18 protein-coding genes, 2 pseudogenes and 1 riboswitch are annotated in these 22,087 nt (G+C 46.2%); of the genes and pseudogenes, 18 read left to right on the top strand and 2 right to left on the bottom strand.

Going from position 1 to position 22,087, the window contains the following annotated elements:
• A partial coding sequence (locus tag A3KS_RS0108830) for an IS256 family transposase (RefSeq protein ID WP_026394627.1) occupies window positions 1–458 on the bottom strand: 458 nt, incomplete at its 3' end.
• A gap of 75 nt (window positions 459–533) precedes the next feature.
• On the opposite strand from A3KS_RS0108830, the pseudogene A3KS_RS20625 reads away from it, so the two are divergent.
• The 4 genes and pseudogenes from A3KS_RS20625 to A3KS_RS0108850 form a co-directional block, all read left to right on the top strand.
• Window positions 534–1,088, top strand: a pseudogene (locus A3KS_RS20625) (response regulator transcription factor); the annotation flags it as partial.
• Window positions 1,089–1,099: 11 nt separating this feature from the next.
• Window positions 1,100–2,110: a sensor histidine kinase gene (locus tag A3KS_RS0108840; protein ID WP_026394628.1), complete on the top strand. Its 1,011-nt coding sequence runs from the start codon at window positions 1,100–1,102 to the stop codon at window positions 2,108–2,110.
• Window positions 2,111–2,234: 124 nt separating this feature from the next.
• Window positions 2,235–3,002, top strand: a pseudogene (locus A3KS_RS20630) (ABC transporter ATP-binding protein).
• Window positions 2,995–4,980, top strand: a complete 1,986-nt coding sequence (locus A3KS_RS0108850) for an FtsX-like permease family protein (protein ID WP_026394629.1) — start codon at window positions 2,995–2,997, stop codon at window positions 4,978–4,980. Before A3KS_RS20630 ends, A3KS_RS0108850 begins: the two are co-directional and overlap by 8 nt.
• 271 nt (window positions 4,981–5,251) lie before the next feature.
• On the opposite strand, the gene A3KS_RS20635 is transcribed toward A3KS_RS0108850, so the two are convergent.
• Window positions 5,252–7,285, bottom strand: a complete 2,034-nt coding sequence (locus A3KS_RS20635; RefSeq protein ID WP_051355762.1) for a putative bifunctional diguanylate cyclase/phosphodiesterase — start codon at window positions 7,283–7,285, stop codon at window positions 5,252–5,254.
• Window positions 7,286–7,491: 206 nt separating this feature from the next.
• Window positions 7,492–7,671, top strand: a riboswitch (cobalamin riboswitch).
• 169 nt (window positions 7,672–7,840) lie between these two features.
• Here A3KS_RS20635 and A3KS_RS0108860 point away from each other — a divergent pair.
• The 14 genes from A3KS_RS0108860 (at window position 7,841) to cobK (ending at window position 21,991) form a co-directional block, all read left to right on the top strand.
• The gene (locus A3KS_RS0108860) at window positions 7,841–8,587 is read left to right on the top strand and encodes an energy-coupling factor ABC transporter permease (RefSeq protein WP_026394630.1); all 747 of its coding nucleotides are present in this window, start codon (window positions 7,841–7,843) and stop codon (window positions 8,585–8,587) included.
• Window positions 8,565–8,864, top strand: coding sequence for an energy-coupling factor ABC transporter substrate-binding protein (locus tag A3KS_RS0108865; protein ID WP_026394631.1), 300 nt, complete (start codon window positions 8,565–8,567; stop codon window positions 8,862–8,864). Before A3KS_RS0108860 ends, A3KS_RS0108865 begins: the two co-directional genes overlap by 23 nt.
• Window positions 8,865–9,054: 190 nt before the next feature.
• Entirely contained in the window at window positions 9,055–9,765 is a 711-nt protein-coding gene (gene cbiQ, locus A3KS_RS0108870; RefSeq protein ID WP_026394632.1) for a cobalt ECF transporter T component CbiQ, read from the top strand.
• Window positions 9,758–10,600, top strand: coding sequence for an energy-coupling factor ABC transporter ATP-binding protein (locus A3KS_RS0108875; RefSeq protein ID WP_026394633.1), 843 nt, complete (start codon window positions 9,758–9,760; stop codon window positions 10,598–10,600). The genes cbiQ and A3KS_RS0108875 overlap by 8 nt, the downstream gene beginning before the upstream one ends.
• A complete protein-coding gene (hemA, locus tag A3KS_RS0108880; RefSeq protein ID WP_026394634.1) occupies window positions 10,575–11,867 on the top strand; it encodes a glutamyl-tRNA reductase in 1,293 nt (430 codons plus the stop codon). Before A3KS_RS0108875 ends, hemA begins: the two co-directional genes overlap by 26 nt.
• Window positions 11,845–12,432: a precorrin-2 dehydrogenase/sirohydrochlorin ferrochelatase family protein gene (locus A3KS_RS20640; protein ID WP_051355763.1), complete on the top strand. Its 588-nt coding sequence runs from the start codon at window positions 11,845–11,847 to the stop codon at window positions 12,430–12,432. Before hemA ends, A3KS_RS20640 begins: the two co-directional genes overlap by 23 nt.
• A gap of 18 nt (window positions 12,433–12,450) precedes the next feature.
• Window positions 12,451–14,868: a hydroxymethylbilane synthase gene (gene hemC / locus A3KS_RS23140; RefSeq protein WP_026394635.1), complete on the top strand. Its 2,418-nt coding sequence runs from the start codon at window positions 12,451–12,453 to the stop codon at window positions 14,866–14,868.
• A gap of 98 nt (window positions 14,869–14,966) precedes the next feature.
• On the top strand, window positions 14,967–15,932 hold the full coding sequence (hemB, locus tag A3KS_RS0108895) for a porphobilinogen synthase (RefSeq protein WP_026394636.1): 966 nt from the start codon (window positions 14,967–14,969) through the stop codon (window positions 15,930–15,932).
• A 296-nt stretch (window positions 15,933–16,228) separates the two neighbouring features.
• Entirely contained in the window at window positions 16,229–17,518 is a 1,290-nt protein-coding gene (gene hemL / locus A3KS_RS0108900) for a glutamate-1-semialdehyde 2,1-aminomutase (protein WP_026394637.1), read from the top strand.
• Between the two features lie 192 nt (window positions 17,519–17,710).
• On the top strand, window positions 17,711–18,502 hold the full coding sequence (locus A3KS_RS0108905; RefSeq protein WP_026394638.1) for a sirohydrochlorin cobaltochelatase: 792 nt from the start codon (window positions 17,711–17,713) through the stop codon (window positions 18,500–18,502).
• Between the two features lie 49 nt (window positions 18,503–18,551).
• On the top strand, window positions 18,552–19,313 hold the full coding sequence (gene cobM, locus A3KS_RS0108910) for a precorrin-4 C(11)-methyltransferase (RefSeq protein WP_207637750.1): 762 nt from the start codon (window positions 18,552–18,554) through the stop codon (window positions 19,311–19,313).
• Entirely contained in the window at window positions 19,246–20,391 is a 1,146-nt protein-coding gene (locus A3KS_RS0108915) for a cobalt-precorrin 5A hydrolase (RefSeq protein WP_242834751.1), read from the top strand. The genes cobM and A3KS_RS0108915 overlap by 68 nt, the downstream gene beginning before the upstream one ends.
• A gap of 101 nt (window positions 20,392–20,492) precedes the next feature.
• Window positions 20,493–21,230 (top strand): precorrin-3B C(17)-methyltransferase, encoded by a 738-nt coding sequence (gene cobJ, locus A3KS_RS0108920; RefSeq protein WP_026394641.1) that lies wholly within the window; start codon window positions 20,493–20,495, stop codon window positions 21,228–21,230.
• Complete coding sequence (cobK, locus tag A3KS_RS0108925; protein WP_026394642.1) at window positions 21,227–21,991, top strand: precorrin-6A reductase; 765 nt, start codon at window positions 21,227–21,229, stop codon at window positions 21,989–21,991. Before cobJ ends, cobK begins: the two co-directional genes overlap by 4 nt.
• Window positions 21,992–22,087: the final 96 nt, after the last annotated feature.

Consider the following 22,087-nt stretch of genomic DNA (forward strand, 5'->3'; position numbering starts at 1 on the left):
GTCACCCGGCTGATGGTACTATCGGACATCTCGATCCCATAGAGATCTTTAATNTGCGTCTCAATATCGCCGGTGGTCATGCCTTTAGCATACATGGAAATGATTTTTGCTTCAATGTCCTGAGTTAGGGTATTTTTGTGTTTCGGCATCAATTGGGGTTCAAACTCCCCATTCCGGTCTCGGGGAACATCAATTTCCATATCACCCAGACTGGTATGGACTGTTTTCTTCGAATAGCCGTTCCGGCTGTTCTCAGTTTCCTTGTTTCGATAATCATAGCGGGTATAACCCAGTTCGTCATCCAATTCAGCGGTGAGACCGCCTTCCAGCACTTGGCGCATCATTTCCTTCATCAGTTCCTGGATGTCATTTGGATCTTTGATGGGATTCTCACTTAAAAAACTTTCCACTAATTTCCGACGATTCTTTTTTTCGTTACTTTCATTTCTTCTTGCCATAATAAAAACCTCCTGGCTAATGTATTTATTCTACATCAACCACGAGGTTTACACAATTTTTGAAACGGTCTCCAGTTTGTGGCCTATGATCCCCAGCTGGTTCTTTTGGATATTTCACTGCCGTTTTTTAACGGTTATCATTGGTGCGGTGAAATCCGCAAGATTTCAAAGGTGCCGATTATTTTTATCTCATCCACCAGCGACAACATGAATATTGTCATGGCCATGAACATGGGTGGGGATGATTTTATTGCCAAGCCCTTCGATCTAACGGTGGTGGTAGCAAAAATTCAAGCTCTGCTGCGGCGGACCTACTCCTTTCAGGGACAGGTCAGCCTGCTGGAACATAAGGGCGCGATTCTGAATCTGAGCGATGCCAGCATACTCTATGCCGATCAAAAAGTAGAACTGAGCAAAAATGAATTCAAGACCTTGCAGATTTTGCTGGAAAACAAGGGCAAGGTGGTATCCCGGGATGTGATCATGAAACGGCTCTGGGACAGCGACTGTTTTGTGGATGACAATACCTTGACGGTCAATATTGCCAGGCTGCGAAAAAAACTGGATGAGGCCGGGCTGATAGATTTTATTGCCACAAAAAAAGGCATTGGCTATTTAATTGGGGATTAATCGAGGTTAATATGAAAACAGTTTATCTATTTAGAGCCTACCTGAAAAGTCGGATCAGAGTAATAGCGGCCTTTGTTTTATTTATGCTGGTGTTTGCGATGGTCTACACCCTCTATCATCTGCCACTGGAGCCGGTTGTTTACAGCGCTGAACTGGTGACCGCGCTGGCAGTGATTTTTACCGGCCTGGATTGGTTGCAGTTTTATCAAAAACATCAGCGTTTGACAGTCGCGATCAATGCGGCGACGGCCGGGGTGGGGGAATTACCCAAGCCCCGGGATTTGCTGGAAAGGGACTATCAAACCCTGATCAGGGTGCTGGCCGAGAACCGGGCCGAGCTGATCTCTCAGTTTGATAATCGGCAAACCGATATGATTGACTACTACACCCTATGGGCCCATCAGATTAAAACCCCCATCTCGGCCATGGGGCTACTGCTCCAGACTGAAGAGGGCGACCGGGAACGCACCCGCGCCTATGGGCAGGAGCTTTTTAAGATCGAACAATACGTGGAGATGGTGCTCCAGTATTTACGGCTGGAAAGCATGTCCTCCGATTTGATTTTGTTCGAATATGATTTGGCTGACATTGTCAGGCAGGCCGTAAAAAAATATGGCATTATTTTTATCAATAAAAAAATATCGCTGGAGTTGGAAGAACTGAATTGCCGGGTTATAACCGACGAAAAATGGCTGGTCTTTGTGCTGGAACAGATTATTTCCAACGCCCTGAAGTACACCAATCAGGGAAGGATTTCCATTTATCTGGATGACCGGTCAGAAAAAACCCTGATTATTGAAGATACCGGCGTCGGCATCCGAGCAGAAGACATTGCCCGGATTTTTGACCGGGGCTTTACTGGCTACAATGGCAGAATGGATAAAAAATCCACTGGCATCGGTCTTTATCTGTGTCAGCAGGTACTTGATAAACTTTCCCACACCATCACCGTAACCTCCCAGGTGGGCCAGGGTACCCGGGTCAGCATTGATCTGGCGACGCGAGGGTTTGAAGCGTTATAAAGCAACCTTACAAAAGTGTAAGATTAACAGCCGAAATGTAAGGCAAAGCGATGGCCGCTGATGCTCTTTTTCGCTATACTTTGGTTATCGATAAAATGAAATTTTAGATCAGGGGAGAAAAATAATGCGATTACTCGAAGTAAAGAATTTAAAGAAAATTTATACCACCCGGTTCGGTGGGAATCAGGTCCAGGCGCTGTCCAACGTCAGCTTTTCGGTGGAGCAGGGCGAATATGTGGCGATCATGGGGGAATCCGGTTCGGGAAAAACAACCCTGCTCAATATTCTGGCCTCCCTGGATAAACCCACCAGCGGCGAAGTGTTTCTGGATGGTAAAAACATCGTCACCATCAAGGACAGTGAGATCTCGGCCTTCCGTCGCGATAATCTGGGCTTTGTTTTTCAGGACTTCAATCTGCTGGATACCTTTTCGATTCAGGATAATATCTTTTTGCCGCTGGTGCTGGCTCAGAAAAATTATCAGGAAATGAACAACCGGCTCCAGTCGCTGTCGGGGCGATTGGAAATCGAAGAGATTTTGCCAAAATTCCCCTATGAGGTTTCCGGTGGGCAAAAACAGCGGGCTGCGGTGGCTCGGGCCTTGATCACCAAGCCCAAACTGGTGCTGGCCGATGAGCCCACCGGCGCCCTGGATTCCAAGGCGGCTATGAATCTGCTGAAGATTTTTGCAAATATTAATAATCTGGGTCAGACGATTTTGATGGTTACCCACTCAGTGGCGGCGGCCAGTCATGCCAACCGGGTCTTGTTTATCAAGGACGGCGAAATTTAGAATCAGATCTATCGGGGTTCGATGAGCAACGACGATATGTATCAGAAGATATCCTTTACCCTGTCGGTGCTGGCTTCCGGAGGTGAGGAACTTGAATAAGTTTTTTTATCCTAAGCTGGCCTTGGTCAACCTCAAGAAAAACGGGAACACCTATATTCCCTATATTCTGACTTGCATCGGATCGATCATTGCTTTTTATACCATGGTTTCGATCCATAGCAACAAGGGGCTGGATCAAATGCCCGGGTCGATAAACTTGAAAACCATTCTTTTTCTGGGTATCATCGTGATTGGTATCTTTGCGGTTATCTTTCTTTTTTACACCAATAGTTTTTTAATCAAGCGCCGTAAAAAGGAACTGGGTTTATACAGCATCCTGGGTCTGGAAAAGAAGCATATTGCCTGGGTGCTATTCTATGAGACCATTTTTGTAACAGTCATCAGCCTGACACTGGGGTTGATCGGGGGGATTCTGATTGGGAAACTGCTGTTCCTGCTGCTACTGAATATCGTTCATTTCAAAAGTCCCTTAAGCTTTCATATTGATTATTGGGGACTGTTAATCACCGCCGGGGTTTTTCTGGCGATCTTTGGCCTGACCCTGCTGACGAACTTTTTACAGTTGAAACTCTCAAACCCCATCGATCTGTTAAAAGGCGGGCAATATGGCGAGAAGGAACCAAAGTCTTCCTGGATTGTCACTCTGATCGGGATTATTTCTCTGGGCACTGGTTATGGGATTGCTCTTTCGGTGGAAACCCCGCTTGCGGCGTTGCTGCTATTCTTTGTGGCGGTGGTGTTTGTCATCATCGGTACCTATGCGTTGTTTATCTCCGGGAGCATTACGCTGCTGAAACAACTGAAAAAGAATAAAAAGTTCTATTATCAGTCCCGGAATTTCATTTCGGTGTCGGGGATGATTTATCGGATGAAACAAAACGCCGTGGGTCTGGCCAATATCTGTATCCTGAGCACCATGGTGCTGGTTACTCTTTCCACCACCGTGTCACTGTATATTGGCCAGGAAGGGATGCGCCGGGATTTTTATCCGTTGGATGTCAGTATTGTTGGCGAAGTGGCCAATACTGATTTCGCTGAAATCAAAACGATTGTTGAATCAGAAAAAGATAAATTAAAGGTGACAAGCAATGATGAAATTTCTTTTGATCTGGCTCATTTTCGAGCTTTTCAGGAAGGCACTCACTTTCTGAAAGATATGGTTGAGGACGAAAGCACCGACGCTATGTATTACGAACGGATCTCAAACATAACCCTGATTCCGCTGGACGACTATAACCGTTTAACCGGTGGTAATAAAAGTCTGGCTGGGAATGAAATGCTGATTTTTTCGGTGGGGGATAATTATGGCGAACCGACCATCGTTTTTGGTGATCAGCAGTATCTAATTACCGAGCAGCTTGAAGCCATTCCGATGGACTTTAAAAAGACCCAGGATATGGGCCATACCTACTACCTGATCGTCAAAGATGCGGGGGTCATGGATGCCATTTACCAGACCATGAAAAACGATGATGATCCTCAGACGACCCTCCATGCCCTGATGTTTAATCTGGATGGGGATGAGGACACCCTCAACGCCTTTTCCGCCAATCTGCGGACAGCGCTAACCCAGAGCAATCCGGACATCAATATCCAAAACCTTTATGAAGCATTGACGGAACTTTATTTCTTCTTTGGTGGTTTCTTGTTTCTGGGCGTATTTTTGGGCTCTCTGTTTATGATGGCCACAGTGTTGATTATTTATTTCAAACAGATATCAGAAGGTTATGAAGACAGCGAACGGTTTGAGATCATGCAGAAGGTGGGGATGGATAAAACCGAGGTTAAAAAAACCATCGGCAAGCAGATCCTGATGGTATTCTTCCTGCCTCTGGCCGGCGCCATCGTTCACGTCGCCTTTGCCTTCCCGGTCATCACCAAAATGCTGGCCGCCTTCCGGCTGACCAACATACCGCTGATTTTTTTATGCACACTGGTCGGCGTCGTCGTATATGCCTTGGTTTATACCGGTGTCTATCTGCTCACCGCCAGATCCTACTATAAGATGATTCATTAAGAACAACTGCGGCAACTAAAAAATCCCCAATTTCAGGGGATTTTTGACTATCAAAAAAGATAACCCAGTACCGACAATTGTTACATCATGTTGTACGCATCAGGGCGGACATGGCAGCGCCTGTCCGATTCTTCGCGAAGGCAGTCGCCAATCACAAGCTTGCTTGTAGTTAGCGACTGCCCGCGACCAAAGCGAAAGTAGCGTAGCGGATTTCGCATGGCGCAGCGAACAACAGATTAACAATTGGTCGGTACGGTAGTTTGTGCATCTTCTATTTTAGGGGATTTTTTTCTAATAGCGCTTCCATGTCTTTGACGCACATCGGCTTGCCAAACATAAAGCCCTGGATGCAATCGCAGTTGTTGGCTTTTAAATAGTCCAGTTGGGTGCTATTTTCAATGCCTTCGGCAACGATATGGGCATCCAGGTTATGACCCAGCGAAATGATATCCCCGACGATGCGGATTGAGGAATCCTGATCAGAGAGATCATCAATAAAGGATTTATCAATTTTCAGAGTGTCGATGGGTAACCGTCTCAAATAGCTCAGGGACGAAAAACCGGTGCCAAAATCGTCCAGGGAAATTCGGACGTTTAACGATTTTATTTCATTGAGCATGTCGATGGTTTCTTCAATGTTGTCAATAAAAAGGGATTCCGTTATTTCTAATTCCAGCTGTTTGGGATCCATGTTGGTTTCGTCAAGAACGTTTTTTACAATGGCGACAAAATTTTTGTCCCGCATTTGCACCGCCGAAACATTCACCGAAATACAAAGATTCTGATCGAAACGATTATCCAATTCCTTGAATTTATGGCAGGCGGTCAACAACACCCATTGGCCAATACCGATGATCAGTCCCATTTCTTCAGCCAGGGGGATAAAGCTCATCGGGGCAACCCGGCCATAGTGGGGGGAGTCCCAGCGAATCAGGGCTTCAAAGCCGCGGATGCGATGATCCTCGGCATTGAACTGAGGTTGATACTCGATAAAGAATTCCTTATTCTCGTAGGCCTTTAAAAGCAGGGATTCCATCTGGATCTTATTGAGAATTTCTTCTTTCATATCCGGTCTAAAAAATTGAATGTTATTCCGTCCCAGTTCTTTCGCCTTATACATTGATGTATCAGCGCTCTTGAGCAGTTCAATGGGATCTTTGCCGTCCTGAGGAAAGACCGAAATACCGAAACTGGCACTGACTTTAAATTCTGAGCAGCTGGTTTTGATTTTATCGCAAAGTTCATTGCGCAGGCTTTCCACATAGTTATAGGCGGCATCTTCTTTAATATTTCGTTGGATGATCAGAGCAAACTCATCCCCACCCAGTCGGCCCAGTAAATCATCTTCATGGACGAGTTCCTGCAGACGTTTGGCAGTGTATTTTAAATAGTCATCACCATAAAGATGACCCATGGTATCGTTAATTTTTTTGAAATTATCCAGATCGATAAAGACAATAAAAAAGGATGACTTTTCATTTTCGGAAAGACTGACGAGTAAATGCAAGCGTTCCAGAATCATTTTGCGATTAGGGAGCTCAGTTAAACCATCGTAATACGCCAGAAAATGAAGGCGCTCTTCGTTTTTTCTTATTTCTTCATTGGAGTTTCGCAACTCTTGATTCTGGGTCGCCAGTGCTTGTTTTGTGTGGTTCAGATTTTTGTACAACTTGGCGATTTTTTCTTTCTGTGCAAGCACCGCGTTCAGCCTCTCCACGGCTTTGTCATAGCGGTTCAGGTTCAGGTAGAAGGTCGCGGTAGCTAGGCTGAATACAAAAAAGAACAGAACATTCTGGATTATAAAATAAACCGGGGTAAAGAGAAATCCATCAGTAGGCAGAAGAAAAGTCACATATAGTCCACAGAAAAAAGTTGTTGCCGCAATATAATATAGCATCGTTATTTTTAGCCGCATCATGGCAAGGATAATCATCACAAAAGCGACCGACCATACCGCCGGACCAATGATGTGGTAGTATCGGACCACGATAAAAGCCAGACAGATGGATTGGGAAAGGGAAAGCAGATGATCGAATAAAGCGCTGTCCAGTTCTTTCCGGGAAATCAGTTCAAAGGTTAAGCCGAGCAGAAAAAATATCCCGCTGTTTACCAGCACTACTGTCAAATCACCGCCCCAGAAAAAATAAACAATCACGATGTTGGCAATAGCCCCGAAAAAAAGCAGCGGCGAAGCAAGCATACAGGCTATAATATTTTGATAATATAATATTCGCGAAGGGTCGTCGGCGGCGTTTAATCGCTCAAACACAGCGGGCATCGTTCGTTTGAATTTAAAGTTATCCATCTCATTACCTCTTTAGTTTAAAGGATTACAGTTATTTTGCTCTATTGTAGCATTTCCCGGGCCTTAATGCGATAGTATTGAAGGGGATGTTTGAAAAATAAATACCCGGTAACCATTCTCAAAAGCCGTTTTTTAGCCTTAAATCATCTAAAAAAACCTGTACATTTATTATATCCATGTTATAATATAAACACAATTAAATAAGAAATGTAAAAAATCATTTAGGATGAGCAATTTTCATTGAGGGAATCTGGTTAGAATCCAGAACGATCCGGTCACTGTAATTAGTTATGTCTCCTTAATATGTCACTGGGCACGTTTTGTCTGGGAAGGCAAGGGGAATAAAAGCTATAAGTCAGGAAACCTACTAAAATGATGTACTAAAGTGTCCTTCCAGGGAAAAGGGAAGTTAGTAACATTAACAAAAGTTGGTTCTTTGGCGTTGAGTTATCGAATTGATGGATACGTGTAATGATGAAACCTTTTTTCCCATAGTAATGTGGGTAAAAGGTTTTTTTTTCGGCAAGTTATAAAAAATGGAAGGTGATAGTAAATATGAAAAAAGCAAAAAGAACCATGACCGTTGCCGGTATTGTGTTTTTTATGGTCGTTCTGGCATCGCAGCCGGTCAACGCCATGCATATTATGGAGGGTTTTCTGCCGATTGGCTGGGCTGTCTTTTGGTGGGTATGTTCCCTGCCGTTTATCGCATTTGGATTATTTCAGATAGGAAAAATATTTAAAGATAAACCCGAACAAAAAGTTCTCTTAGCCATTGCTACAGCTTTCACCTTTGCGCTATCGGCTTTTAAACTGCCTTCGGTAACTGGTAGCTCTTCTCATATGACCGGGATCGGTTTGGGAGCTATTGTTCTGGGACCCTTTGCAACCGTTGTGGTTGGTACCATCGCACTGTTATTTCAGGCGCTGCTGCTGGCTCATGGCGGGCTGACAACTTTAGGAGCCAATGCCTTTTCAATGGCAATTGTGGGATCTTTTGTGGCTTACGGAATTTACAAAGGGCTGTCAAAAATCAATGTGCCCAAAGCGTTAACTGTCTTTTTAGCAGCATTTATAGCCGATTTGGCAACCTATGTAACCACATCCATCCAGCTTGGCCTGGCTTTCCCCGACCCGATCGGCGGGATTGCAGCTTCAATGGTTAAGTTTTTAAGTATCTTTGCGATTACCCAGATACCGCTGGCAATTATCGAAGGCATTTTAACGGTACTGGTGGTCAATGCCATCTACCAATATAAAGAAAAGGGGATTATTTCCAATGAAACTCTCACCGATAACTAAAATTATTCTGGTTTTGCTGATTGGTGCCCTGATTGTTATCCCGCAGATTGTTTTACCGGACGCCGAGTTTTCAGGCGCAGATGATGCTGCCGGAACCGCCATCACCACGATTGATGGAAATTATGTGCCGTGGTTTGAAAGCTTGTTTGATCCCGGCGAAATGGAAGAAAGTCTATTCCATTTCCAACAGCTACTAGGCGTCGGCGGACTGGGAATCTGCTTTTTCTACCTTTATAAAAAATCGAAAAAAAATGAAAAGGCTGATAAATCAGTGTAAATAATGAACAACAGATAAAGCAGTACCGACAATTGTTACATCATGTTGTACGCATCGGAGCGGACACGGCGTAGCCTGTCCGATTCCGCAGCGAACAACAGATTAACAATTGGTCGGTACGGGAGTTTGGCACCAGCCTGAAGTCTGGTGACTTATATAAATACCAACAGCATCTTAGAAGGAGACTAACATGATTGATCGTTTTGCCCATACCAATAAGCTTAGCAATGCCAATCCTACTGTCAAAGTAGTGGTTTCATTAGTCATGCTTCTTTCGGTGTTTTTCATCAACGAACCCCTGTATATGGCAGGGGTTTTTGGTGTTATGGTGGGTTGTACCCTACTGTGGGCAAAAATTCCGGTACGGATTTATCTACATACGCTGATTTTTGATTCCCTTTTTATTATCCCCGGAGCCCTGGCGCTATTGTTTACTATCTCCAGTGGGACTAGTGGTAGTGGCGATTATTTATTTGCATTTGACTTTTTTCAGTTCACCATCGGCATCACCACCACCAATCTGGTGTTGGCCAGCCTGGTTTTCTGCCGCGCGATGTCAGGCGTTTCCTGTATGCTTTTTTTAATTTATACAACCCCAGTGATGCAGATTGCCGGAGTCATGAAAAAAGCCCATATCAGCAATACTTTTTTAGAAATATTTATTTTAACCTACCGCTTCATCTTTGATTACTGGGATAAAATTAAACTCATGGCAACCGCCCAGGAACTGCGGTTTGGCTATCGTAATTTAAGAGTCGCGATCCAATCCATCGCAATGATGTTAAGCAATTTATTTCTCATGGCCATCCAGAGCTACGAGGAGATGACCCAAACCCTGGAATTAAAGCAATATCAGGGAGACTTTCATGTAAGCTATAGGAAAGGTCTTAAAAATGATTAAAACAGAAAATTTGACTTATCAATATCCGGACGGCACCACCGCTCTCAAAAGTGTGTCGATTGACGGAACCAGGGGAAATTGCATCGCCCTTATCGGGGAGAATGGGGCCGGAAAATCGACCTTGATGTCGGCCTTGATTGGGTTGATCAAGCCCACCGCCGGAACCGTTTTTTTTAAGGAAGAGCCCTTATCCTATAAGAAAAAAAATCTCTATGAATTCCGCAAATCGATTGGGCTGGTGATCCAGGAATCCGATAAGCAAGTCTTTTATTCCGGAATCTATGATGATGTGGCCTTTGCCCTGAGAAACATGGGTATGGCCGCGGAGGTCATTGATCAGCGGGTGCAGGCGGCCATGGAAGCTACTGGAATCGCGCTGTTGGCCGACCGACCAGTGCATTATCTCAGCTATGGACAAAAGAAACGGGTGGCCATGGCCGGGGTTTTAGCCGTTGAACCGGAGATCATCCTGATGGATGAACCCACCCTGGGGCTGGACCCCAAAAGTAAGGCCGGGGTCAAAGCCATTATCAAAGGGGCTTTAACCAAAGGCATCAAGATTATTTTATCCAGCCATGATATGGATTTTATTTATGAATTTTGTGATTATACCTATGTGCTCCATCATGGCGGCGTGCTGGTGGAAGGTGAAACCACCGCGGTTTTCAAAAATACTGAAGCCCTGGAAACGGCCAGCCTGGAACAGGCAACGATGACCCGATTGGAACAGTGTCTGGGGATAAAAGGGTTTCGCAGCATTGCCGCCCTGGAAGAAGCGATCAGGAATCAGAAAAAGGAGGTTCAAACGGATGAAACTGGTAGTAGCGGGAATTAATCATAAGGATACACCTTTGGAAATTCGGGAAAAAGGGGCTTTTCTCCATCGCACCCTGAATGAGGCCATCCGGACCCTTTTGAGTGAGCCGGACATTGCCGAGGTGATCATTCTGTCAACCTGTAACCGCAGTGAGATCTACGTATCAACCCGAAATATCGACGCGGCCGAGAAAATTTTAACCGATTTTTATCTCAGTGAAAAATCAGCAGAACTGGCGCCCTATCTTTTTGTCAAAAAAGAGCGGGAAGCGATGGTCCATCTCTATGAGGTGGTTACCGGCCTGGACTCCATGATTCTGGGGGAAGATCAGATTTTGGGCCAGGTCAAGGATGCCCTGGAAAAATCCCAAGCCGTTAAGGGTTGTGGCAAATACCTGACGAAAATGTTTCGCGAAGCGATAACCTTTACCAAAAAAGTGAAAACCGACTATAAAATATCGGAAACCCCCTTATCCTTAAGTTCGACCGCGGTGAAGCATATCAAACGGGAGTATCCTGAAGATTATGGGGATAAAAAAATACTGATCATCGGGTCCGGGAAAATGGGCGTGCTGGCGCTGCGCTATATGAAGGCGGAAGGCTTTCAGAATCCCTATATGACCAACCGGACCTTTCATAATATGCATGAATGCGAAGCGATTCATGAAAATGTCCAGATGATCCACTATGAAGACCGCTATGCGATCATTCCCGAGATGGATGTGATCATTACCGCCACCGCATCGCCTCATGTTATTTTGAAGGCCGATGAAATGAAGCCGCTGGGCAAACCGCTGACGATAATCGATTTAGCACTGCCCCGGGATGTCGAAGAAGCGGTCGGCAATCTGGACAAGGTCGAACTGCTGACCATTGATGATTTTAAAAACATCATGGATGAAAAAATGGCTTATCGGGTCAAGATTGCCGAGAAAATAGCCGCCGAGATTCAGGATGAAATCGATGGACTGCTGTCCTGGGTGACTCACGCCAAGGTCGATAATATGGTCCGGGATTTGAACGAAACCTCCCGGCAACTGGCCGAGGAAACCATTGAAAACCTCTGTGGCCGCTTAAGTCTGACTGAAAAAGAAGAAGTGTATCTGGCCAAGGTGATCCGCTCCAAATTCCGGGAAATGGTGATGCCACCGATTAAACAGCTTAAGTCACTGGAGTGTGAAGAGGAAATTATCGGCATCGAAAAAACCGTGACCTACCTGTTCCCGGGAATCCAGGATAAAAAACCATTGGCAGAACAGAACCATGATGACACCGCTGTTATTTAATTTAAATAATAAAAAAGCCCTGGTGGTCGGCGGCGGCAAGGTTGCTGCCAGACGAATTGTCACCTTATTGGAAAACGGCATGCAGGTGATCGCTGTGAGTCCTGATTTTTCTGAGGCGATCATTAGAACCGAGAATCATCAGCTGACTCTGATCAATGCCTGCTATCACAAGGAACAGCTTGTTGATATCGATCTGGCAGTGGCGGCAACCGATAATCGCGAGTTGAATCAGCAAATCAAAATGGACTGCCAATCCCAAAAAATTTGGTGTAACCGGGTGGATGATCCGGATGATTCGGATTTCATTTTCCCCAGCGTCATTCGCCGGGGCGATTTAACCCTGTCGGTCTGCACCGAAGGGGCCAGTCCTTTTTTAACGAAGTGCATTGTCGATGAACTGGCCGACCGCTATGATGACAGTTACACTGAAAAAACAGCCTTACTGCGATTACTGCGTCAGGCCGTTTTAGCTGGCGATGGGTCGCCGCACGAAAAATCCGCAAAACTTAAAGAATTGTCCCGATGTTCTAATGTGGAACTGAGGTCAAAACTAGGAAATAACTGACAATTGGAGATAAGATAAATGAATATAAAAGTTGGAACAAGGGGCAGTACCCTGGCCCGCACCCAAAGCCAGTGGCTGATTGATGTGCTGGCCAAAGCTCACCCGCAGATAAACTTCGAAATGGTGATTATTAAAACAAAGGGCGATCTGGTTCAGGATAAACCACTTGATAAAATCGGCGACAAGGGCTTGTTTACCAAGGAGCTGGAAGATGCGCTGTTATCCGGTGAGATCGATATGGCCATCCACAGTATGAAGGATATGCCGTCAAAATTGCCGGAAGGCCTGGTATTGACGGTTCCACCCGTTCGCGAAGATCCCCGGGATGTCCTGCTGACACCCCATCAGATTACCACTCTGGATCAGTTGCCTAAGGGTGCAGTGGTAGCAACCGGCAGCAAGCGACGGATCTGTCAGTTGCAAAAACTGAGGCCGGATGTAGAAATCGTGGGGATCCGCGGTAATATCGATACCCGGATTCGCAAAATGCAGGAACAGCAATTGGATGGCATCATTCTGGCTGCTGCCGGCCTGAAACGGATTGGCCGGTTGGCAGACTCAGCCTATCAGACTGTGACTTTGCCGGAGAACACCTTTATCCCGGCGCCCGCCCAGGGAATTCTGGCGGTGGAAGTCCGGGAAGACAATGAAACGGTCAAAGAACTGATGGCCGCCATCAGTGATCCAGACACCATCATCCAGATGAATGCCGAACGGAGTTTTTTAAATGCCTTAAACGGCAGTTGTCATATTCCGGTGGGGGCGTTTTGTGAAATAACTGCAGACACCATTATATTATATGGACTCTATGGTCTGGAAGACGGCAGTCATGTGGTCACCCGATCGATTGAGGGAGCACCCGAGGAGGCAGAAAATTTGGGAAAACAATTAGCAGCAACATGTTATCAAGATGTACATACAAAACCGGGCAAGGTCTATCTGGCCGGCGGCGGTTGCGGGGATCCCGGTCTCTTAACCGTTAAAGCCAAAGATATTTTAACTAAAGCCGATGTGGTGGTTTATGATGCCCTGGTTAATGAAAGTTTTCTAAACGACGCCCGCGCCGATGCCGAAATTGTCTATGTCGGCAAACGGGCCGGCAACCATGCCATGCGTCAGGAAGATATCAATGCCTTACTCGTCCAAAAAGGCCTGGAAGGCAAACTGGTTCTGCGCTTAAAAGGTGGCGACCCCTATGTCTTTGGCCGGGGTGGCGAAGAAGGCGAAGACCTTTACGACGCCGGGGTACCATTTGAAGTGATCCCCGGGATTACCTCGGTTATCGGCGGACTGGCCTATGCCGGGATTCCCATTACCCACCGGGATTGTGTGTCTTCGTTCCATGTCATCACCGGGCATTTAAAATCCAACGCCTACGACGGCGCATCGGATTTGGATTGGCCGGTATTGGGCAAGCTCAAAGGCACCATCGTCTTTTTAATGGGCGTCAAGAATCTGGAAAAGATTTGCGACGAACTGGTTAAAAATGGCATGAATCCAGAAATGCCAGTGGCTGTGGTCCATCGGGCCTCCACCCCTTATCAGCGGGTCGTGACCGGAAACCTGACCACCATCTACGACATTGCCACCGCAGCAAAAATCACCGCTCCCAGCCTGATTGTGGTCGGGGAAGTCGTCAATAAACGTCAAAAATTGCGGTTCTTTGATGAAAAACCTTTGTTTGGAAAAAACATTATCGTCACCCGGTCCCGTGAACAGAGCTCCCAGATGGTTGAAAAAATCAGTGAGTTGGGTGGTAATGCCATCGAATTCCCAACCATCAAAATTGTCCCCATTAACGAAGCAGCCTGTGACGAAAAGGTAAAAGTCCTGAAAGACTACAGCCATATTATATTTACCAGCATCAACGGTGTCGAAATCTTCTTTGACTCCCTGGCCCGCTGCGGCAAAGACGCCCGCGCCTTTGGCAATCTGCATATCACTGCCATTGGGGAAGGTACCAAAAATGCTCTCTTAGCCCGAGGTCTGCAAGCCGATTTTGTACCGGATAAATATGTCGGCGAAGAACTGGTCAGTGGTCTGGCGCCACTGCTTAACAAAGACAGCCGGGTGCTGATCCCCCGGTCAAAAAATGCCCGGATCTATGTGGTCGAAGAACTATCGAAGATCTGCCCGGTCGACGAGGTCCAAAGCTACGAAACCATCCGCGAAGATCACGCCACGGTTGATCCGCTGGAAATGTTAAATAACAAAGAAATTGATTATATTACCTTTACCAGCTCCACCACCGTCGAGTTTTTTGTCGAAAAAATCGGCGCCGCCCACATTGACGCCATTAATATCGCAAAATGCGTCTCGATCGGCCATCAAACCTCAAAAAAATGTCAGGAACTGAGCATTGATGTCGACATCGAAGCTGAAACATATACCATCCAGGGCATGCTGGATGCGATTTTAAAGGATGCTCAGAAATAAGACTTGAGTAAAAGAGCTGAACGAGTACCGATAACAGATTAAAAATTGGTCGGTGCGGGACATGTAATTATCAAGAAGTAAATTAGGAGGTCAGCAATATGTTGCCAACACGATTACGAAAAAATACAGCGGTTCGGAATTTAATCCGGGAAACTTACCTTTCCATGAACGATGTGGTTTATCCGCTGTTTATAGTAGATGGACAGGGAGTGCGCAAAGAAATCGGCTCCATGAAAGATCAGTATCATCTGTCTTTGGATATGCTGGGGGCGGAAACCCTGGCGCTAAAAGAACTGGGCATCCGTTATGTCATTTTGTTTGGCGTTCCCGACGAAAAAGACAGCGAAGCCACGCCCGCCTTTGTGGCCGACGGTCTGATCCAGGAAGGGATTCGGGTGATCAAAAAGGTTGATCCGGAAATGTATGTCATCACCGATGTCTGTTTGTGCGAATATAAAAGTGACGGACATTGTTGTTTCTTTGAAGAAAACGGTGAGATCCGACGGGCTCAGACCCTGGAGACCTTAAGCAGAACGGCGCTCAGCCACGCCGAAGCCGGAGCCGATATGGTCGCCCCTTCCGATATGATGGATGGCCGCATTGACCATATGCGGGAAACCTTGGATCGGGCCGGTTATGAATCGATTCCGATTATGGCCTACTCGGCCAAATTTGCTTCCAGTTTTTATGGCCCCTTCCGGGATGCCGCCAACTCGGCACCATCCTTTGGCGACCGCCGCAGCTATCAGATGGATTCAGCTAATTCCCGGGAAGCGCTAAAGGAAATGGTTCTGGATATCGATGAAGGCGCTGATATTGTGATGGTTAAACCAGCCATGCCTTATCTGGACATTATCGCCAAGGGCAAGGAACTTTCCTACTTGCCAATGGCTGCCTATCAGGTCAGCGGCGAATACGCCATGATTAAAAATGCTGTCGATGCCGATTTGATGGATCGTCGGGCTATTTTTGAAAGCTTGATCAGCATCAAACGGGCCGGAGCCGACATCATCATCACTTATTTTGCCAAAGAACTGCAGGCGATGCTGAAGGATTATCAGTGACAGCAAATCATTTATAAGTCAGGAATCTATTTGTCAAAGCAAACGTAGTACCGACAATTGTTACATCATGTTGTCTGCATCGGAGCGAACAGGTGAATACCTGTCCGATTCTGCGCGATAGTAACGAGCCAATCACAAGCTTGCTTGCAGTTGGCGACTACCCGCGAACCAAAGAGAAAGAAGCGTAGCGGATTTCTCGTGGTTGCAGCAGACAACAGATTAACAATTAGTCGATACGGTAGTGATTGCATACCTGCGTTTTACATGATAGTGAAATAATTATTATTGGAGATATTATGAATCGAGAAAAATCAGAAAAATTATTTATCGAAGCTGAAAAGTATATACCTGGCGGCGTCAACAGTCCGGTGCGGGCCTTTAAATCAGTGGAAATGCCACCGGTCTTTATTGACCATGGCAAAGGCGCCAAGATTTATGATGTGGACGGCAACGAATATACCGACTATATCTGTTCTTGGGGGCCACTGATTTTAGGTCACGCCTCACCGGTTTACTTTGAAGGGATTCAGGAAGCGCTTCAAAAAGGAACTAGCTTTGGAGCTCCGACTGCCATTGAGGTGGAAGTGGCCAAACTGATTACCGAAGCCTATCCCTCCATGGAAATGGTGCGGATGGTCAGTTCTGGAACCGAAGCCACGATGAGTGCGCTGCGGGTCGCCAGAGGCTATACGGGACGGGATAAGATCATCAAATTTGAAGGCTGTTACCACGGCCATGCCGACGGACTGTTGGTTAAATCCGGGTCCGGCACCCTGACCTTCGGGGTCCCGACCAGCTCCGGGGTGACCCCGGGAACGGCCAGGGACACCCTGGTGGCAACTTATAATGATATTGCCAGCGTCAAAGCCCTCTTTGCCGAAAACCCCGGCGAAATTGCCGCCGTCATCGTTGAACCGGTGGCTGGTAACATGGGCGTTGTGCCACCCGATCTGGAGTTCATGAAAGAACTGCGGGCGATTACCGAGGCCGAAGGAACGGTGCTGATTTTTGATGAAGTCATCACCGGTTTTCGCTTAGCCTATGGTGGTGCCCAGGAAGTCCTGGAGATTAAACCAGACATGACTACCTTAGGGAAGATCATCGGCGGTGGGATGCCCGTCGGTGCCTATGGCGGACGTCGGGATATCATGGCAACCGTGGCCCCCTTAGGCGGCGTTTATCAGGCTGGCACCCTGTCCGGGAATCCGATCGCGATGAAAATGGGATTAAACACTCTGACCTACCTGCGGGATCATCCTGAAGTTTACACCGAAATGGAAGAAAACGCCAAGCTGTTAGAAGCCGGTTTTAAGGCCAACATCGAAAAAACCGGGGTCAAAGCCCAGATGGTCCGTTTCAAAGGGATGACCTGCTGCTTCTTTACCGATGTCCCCATCGATGGCTACGCCGCCGTCATGACCTCGGACACCAAGGCTTATACCAAATATTTCAAATCAATGCTGGATGCCGGCAACCTGATGCCGCCAGCCCAATTCGAAGGTATTTTCCTCTCCGCCGCCCATACCAAAGCGGACATCGAAAAAACCATCGCCGATCACTACCAGGCATTATTAAATTTAAAATAATATAATCGCAAAATTAAAAGAAACGAACAATAATTGCTTTGATGTCGGTTTCCGCAAACAATTTAGTAACGTGTAGGCGAACAGTCGGTAGACTGTACGCCGTACAGTGTAGAAATTGTTTCGCGCAAACCGGCAGCGAAGCTCACGGCACTTTAGTAAGGGCCTAAATAACATAAATAGGAGAACCTTTTAATGGAAAAAAAAGCGTTACTGGTCATCAGCTTTGGTACATCTTACCCTGAGACCCGAAAAAAAACCATCGAGGCTACCGAGAACCGCTTAAAAGAAGCATTCCCGGACCATGATTTTTATCGAGCCTTCACATCCCGAATGATCATCAACAAACTGAAGACCCGGGACAACGAAAGCGTGGATACCCCGCAAGAAGTCCTTAAAAAGCTTAAAGCAGCCGGTTATACCCACGTACAGTGTCAAACCACCCATATCATCAATGGCTATGAATACGACATTACGTTAAAAGAACTAAAGGCCTTTGAAAAAGACTTTGTATCCCTGACCCTGGGCCGGCCACTGCTAACCACGGTAGAAGATTACGAAGAAACCGTCGACATCGTGATGAAGCAGATGCCCAAGCTTAAAAAAGGCGAAGCCCTGGTATATATGGGTCACGGCAGCGACCATCATGCCAATTCCACTTATCCCTGCCTGGATTATATGTTTAAAATGAAGGGTTATGAGGATGTTTATGTGGGAACCGTAGAAGGTTTTCCGGAGCTGGAAAACATTGTGCCACTGTTACAGGAAAAGAAATATAAAAAGATTTATCTGGCGCCCTTTATGCTGGTAGCTGGCGATCACGCGATTAATGACATGGCCAGTGATGAAGAAGACTCCTGGCGAACCGTACTTGAAGATGAGCGGTTTAAAGTCGAATGTATCCTGGAAGGCCTGGGTGAATATGCCGGCATTCAGAACATGTTTTTAGATCATTTAAAGAAAGCACAACCCGTTACAGAAATGTAGGAATGGATTCAAAAGTGCTAAAATTAGAAATAAAGTTTAGGAGAAATTATTGATGAATACAGTGTATATGGTGGGTGCAGGCCCAGGAGATCCAGAACTGATTACCGTTAAGGGACAACGAATTGTTAACGAAGCAGATATTATTATTTATGCCGGTTCTCTAGTCAACAAAGCCATTATTGCCGGTCATAAACCGGATGCCGAAATTTTTAATTCCGCATCGATGACCTTGGATGATGTGATTGCCGTGATTAAACGGGGAACTGAAGAAGGCAAAAAAATTGCCCGGGTTCATACCGGTGACCCATCCATTTATGGCGCTATCCGGGAACAGATGGACCGACTGGATGAATTGGGAATTCCCTTTGATGTAATCCCTGGAGTCAGTTCCTTTGTGGCATCAGCGGCAGCCCTTAAAAAAGAATTTACCCTGCCAGATGTATCTCAAACGGTTATTTTAACCCGTTTGGAAGGTCGAACTCCCGTGCCGGAAAAAGAAAAGTTGGAAGATCTGGCCTCCCATCAGGCGTCTATGTGCATTTTCCTGTCGGTCCAAATGATTGACGATGTGGTTAAGCGATTAATGAAACATTATGCTCCAACCACCCCAATCGCCATTATCCAACGGGCAACCTGGGAAGATCAGAAAATTGTTATGGGGACTCTGGAAACCATTGCTCAAAAAGTTAAAGACGAAAATATCACCAAAACTGCTCAAATTTTAGTTGGAGATTTCCTCGGCGATGAATACAGCTTATCCAAGCTTTATGATCCCAGCTTTACCCATGAATACCGTCAAGGGGTTGAATAAAACCGTGAAAACAGAAAAGTGGGCCGTTGTCACCCTGTCCCAGGATGGCATGGTTTTGGCAAACCGGTTGGCAAAACATCTGGATGACCGGGAATGCCACATCTACACCAAAGAAAAATATGCCAACGAAACCACAAAAATCATCACCACCGATATTACTACCTTTATGGGCAGCATCATCGGGGAATACCAGATCATCTGCTGCATTATGGCAACCGGTATTGTGGTCCGGGCGATTGCCCCCCATCTGGAGCATAAATCTTCCGATCCGGGCATTCTCGTCATGGATACCAATGGGGAGTTTGTGATCAGTCTACTGTCCGGCCATTTGGGTGGTGCCAATGACGCGGCCCGGCTGGTCGCCAAACGATTGGGTGCGCAGGCGGTGATTACCACCGGCACCGATGTCAAAGGAACGATGGCCGTGGATGTATTGGCCCAGAAAATTAATTGCACGATAGAAAATTTTACCGATGCTAAAGATGTGACCGCGCTGATTTTAAACGGCGATCCGGTGGCCTTTGTGAATCAGGAAAATTGTGATTTAGATGCGGTTATTTTGCCTAATAACATCGAAGTGGTGACCGATTTAACTGATCTAAATAATTTAAATAATTTAAATAAATATCAGGGTATCATTATGACGACACTGGATACAAAAAAAGCAGATCTGCCAATTCCCAGTGTTAAGCTGATTCCCAGGAAGTTGGTGCTGGGTGTGGGCTGTCGCCGGGACACCCCGGGAGAACGGATCATCCAGGCCATCCAGGAGACTTTAGCGTCCCTGAATCTCAATGTCAAAGGTATTAAAGCCCTGGCTACCATCGGCTTAAAAGCCGAAGAACCGGGAATTATTGAAGCCGGTACATTCTTTAATGCAAAAAAAGTTATTATCCCCAATGAAATGGTGCAAATGGTTCAAAGCCGTTTTGAAGCATCGGAGTTTGTTTTTAAAACAACCGGCCTATACGCCGTTTCCGAACCTTGCGGTTTTGTCGCTTCCGGTTTTGGGAAATGCCTGCTGGAAAAACAAAAACTGGGTGGCATTACCCTGTCGGTGTGGCTGGATGAAAATTAAAAACATGAACAATTGTTGCTTTGCTGTTTGTTTCGTGCAAACAGACAACGATGCTCACGGTAGTATTGTAATAAAATAACCTTGTTAAAAAAGGAGAAAAAATGAGCAAAATTTATGTCACCGGGATTGGTCCCGGACTGTATGAACATATGACCGAGGCGGCCAAAGCCAGCCTGGAAGATGCCGATATTATTGTCGGTTACAAAACCTATATTGATATTATTGCTGATTTAATTGGCGATAAGGAAGTCCTGTCTTCCGGGATGCGCCGGGAAATTGATCGTTGTGAAAAAGCATTGGAACTGGCTGAACAGGGCAAAAAAATCTGTCTGGTCAGCAGCGGCGATGCGGGCGTTTTCGGAATGGCTGGCATTATGCTGGAAATCGTTGAAGCAAAGAACAGTGATGTCGAAGTTGAAATTATTCCCGGGATTTCGGCCGCCAATGCCGCCGCATCAACTCTGGGCGCACCGCTGATGCATGACTATGCCGTCATCAGCCTCAGTGACCTACTGACCGACTGGGCCGTCATCGAAAAACGGCTTCACTGTGCCGGCGAAGGGGATTTTATTATTACCCTCTATAACCCCAAAAGCAAAGGCCGTCCCCACAATATCGAAAGTGCTCAGGAAATTCTGCTGAAATATAAAGCACCGGAAACCCCGGTGGGCATTGTTCGTAATGCCAAACGTAAAGATGAGTCTTATGTGATTACGACCCTGAAAAAAATGAATGAAGCAGACATCGATATGTTTTCGATGGTTATAATCGGCAATTCCAAAACCTATGTGACCCGCGATCAATTAAAAATGATTACTCCGAGAGGTTATCAGCTTTGATTCTGGTATTGGGAGGAACCCTTGACAGCCGATTATTAACCGATCTTCTGCTTGAAGAAGGGAAAGAAGTCTGCTATTCGTCGCTGACCAATATTGCGGCTGATCAGATCTCGGAAAATCCCCTTTTGACAAAGATTTCAGGACAATTGGATGCCGGCACGCTGCGGGAAACAATCACCATTTACAATATCAATCTCTGTATTGATGCCACCCATCCCTATGCCCGGGAAATTTCAGAAAACGCTATTTGGGCCTGCGACGCCATGAATATTGATTATATCCGGCTGGAAAGACCATCGAATATCGATGAAGGAACAGATATTGTCGCTTATAACACCTACGAAGAAGCCCGGGATTATCTGATTGGGGCGATGGGAAAAAGCGACCGCAATATTCTATTGACCACTGGCAGCCGGCAACTAGAAGCCTTTGAAGGACTGCCCAAAGACCGCACCTATATCCGGGTTCTGCCCACGGCAGGGGTGCTAAAAAAATGTGAAAATCTGGGCTACAAGCCCCGACATATCCTGGCCCTGCAGGGGCCCTTCTCAGTGGAAATGAATGTCGCTACCATGAAAGAATACAAGATCGGCTTCGTCGTCACCAAAGATAGCGGTGACGTTGGCGGCATCCGTGAAAAGGTCGAAGCGGCCCGAATGGTCGACGCCAAAATTTTATTCATTCGTCGCCCCGCCGTCGCCTATCCGCGGTCTGTCTGCACGGTCGAAGACGCCGTTGTTTGCGCATTGAAAAATCATTAGAATTTTGACATAAATTTAAAAAGACGAACAAAGTACCGACAATGAATTAACAATTGGTCGGTACGGAGTTTTGATGATCTTAAATGATTCACCACA

The sequence above is a fragment of the Acetobacterium malicum subsp. dehalogenans DSM 11527 genome (assembly GCF_000472665.1).
Lineage (GTDB): Bacteria > Bacillota > Clostridia > Eubacteriales > Eubacteriaceae > Acetobacterium > Acetobacterium malicum.

Bases quoted from the DNA above. Each gene is read 5' to 3' on its own strand.
- A3KS_RS0108840 (WP_026394628.1), top strand. From the start codon at position 1,100: ATGAAAACAGTTTATCTATTTAGAGCCTACCTGAAAAGTCGGATCAGA.
- A3KS_RS20635 (WP_051355762.1), bottom strand. From the start codon at position 7,285: ATGGATAACTTTAAATTCAAACGAACGATGCCCGCTGTGTTTGAGCGA.
- A3KS_RS0108860 (WP_026394630.1), top strand. From the start codon at position 7,841: ATGAAAAAAGCAAAAAGAACCATGACCGTTGCCGGTATTGTGTTTTTT.
- A3KS_RS0108865 (WP_026394631.1), top strand. From the start codon at position 8,565: ATGAAACTCTCACCGATAACTAAAATTATTCTGGTTTTGCTGATTGGT.
- cbiQ (WP_026394632.1), top strand. From the start codon at position 9,055: ATGATTGATCGTTTTGCCCATACCAATAAGCTTAGCAATGCCAATCCT.
- A3KS_RS0108875 (WP_026394633.1), top strand. From the start codon at position 9,758: ATGATTAAAACAGAAAATTTGACTTATCAATATCCGGACGGCACCACC.
- hemA (WP_026394634.1), top strand. From the start codon at position 10,575: ATGAAACTGGTAGTAGCGGGAATTAATCATAAGGATACACCTTTGGAA.
- A3KS_RS20640 (WP_051355763.1), top strand. From the start codon at position 11,845: ATGATGACACCGCTGTTATTTAATTTAAATAATAAAAAAGCCCTGGTG.
- hemC (WP_026394635.1), top strand. From the start codon at position 12,451: ATGAATATAAAAGTTGGAACAAGGGGCAGTACCCTGGCCCGCACCCAA.
- hemB (WP_026394636.1), top strand. From the start codon at position 14,967: ATGTTGCCAACACGATTACGAAAAAATACAGCGGTTCGGAATTTAATC.
- hemL (WP_026394637.1), top strand. From the start codon at position 16,229: ATGAATCGAGAAAAATCAGAAAAATTATTTATCGAAGCTGAAAAGTAT.
- A3KS_RS0108905 (WP_026394638.1), top strand. From the start codon at position 17,711: ATGGAAAAAAAAGCGTTACTGGTCATCAGCTTTGGTACATCTTACCCT.
- A3KS_RS0108915 (WP_242834751.1), top strand. From the start codon at position 19,246: ATGAATACAGCTTATCCAAGCTTTATGATCCCAGCTTTACCCATGAAT.
- cobJ (WP_026394641.1), top strand. From the start codon at position 20,493: ATGAGCAAAATTTATGTCACCGGGATTGGTCCCGGACTGTATGAACAT.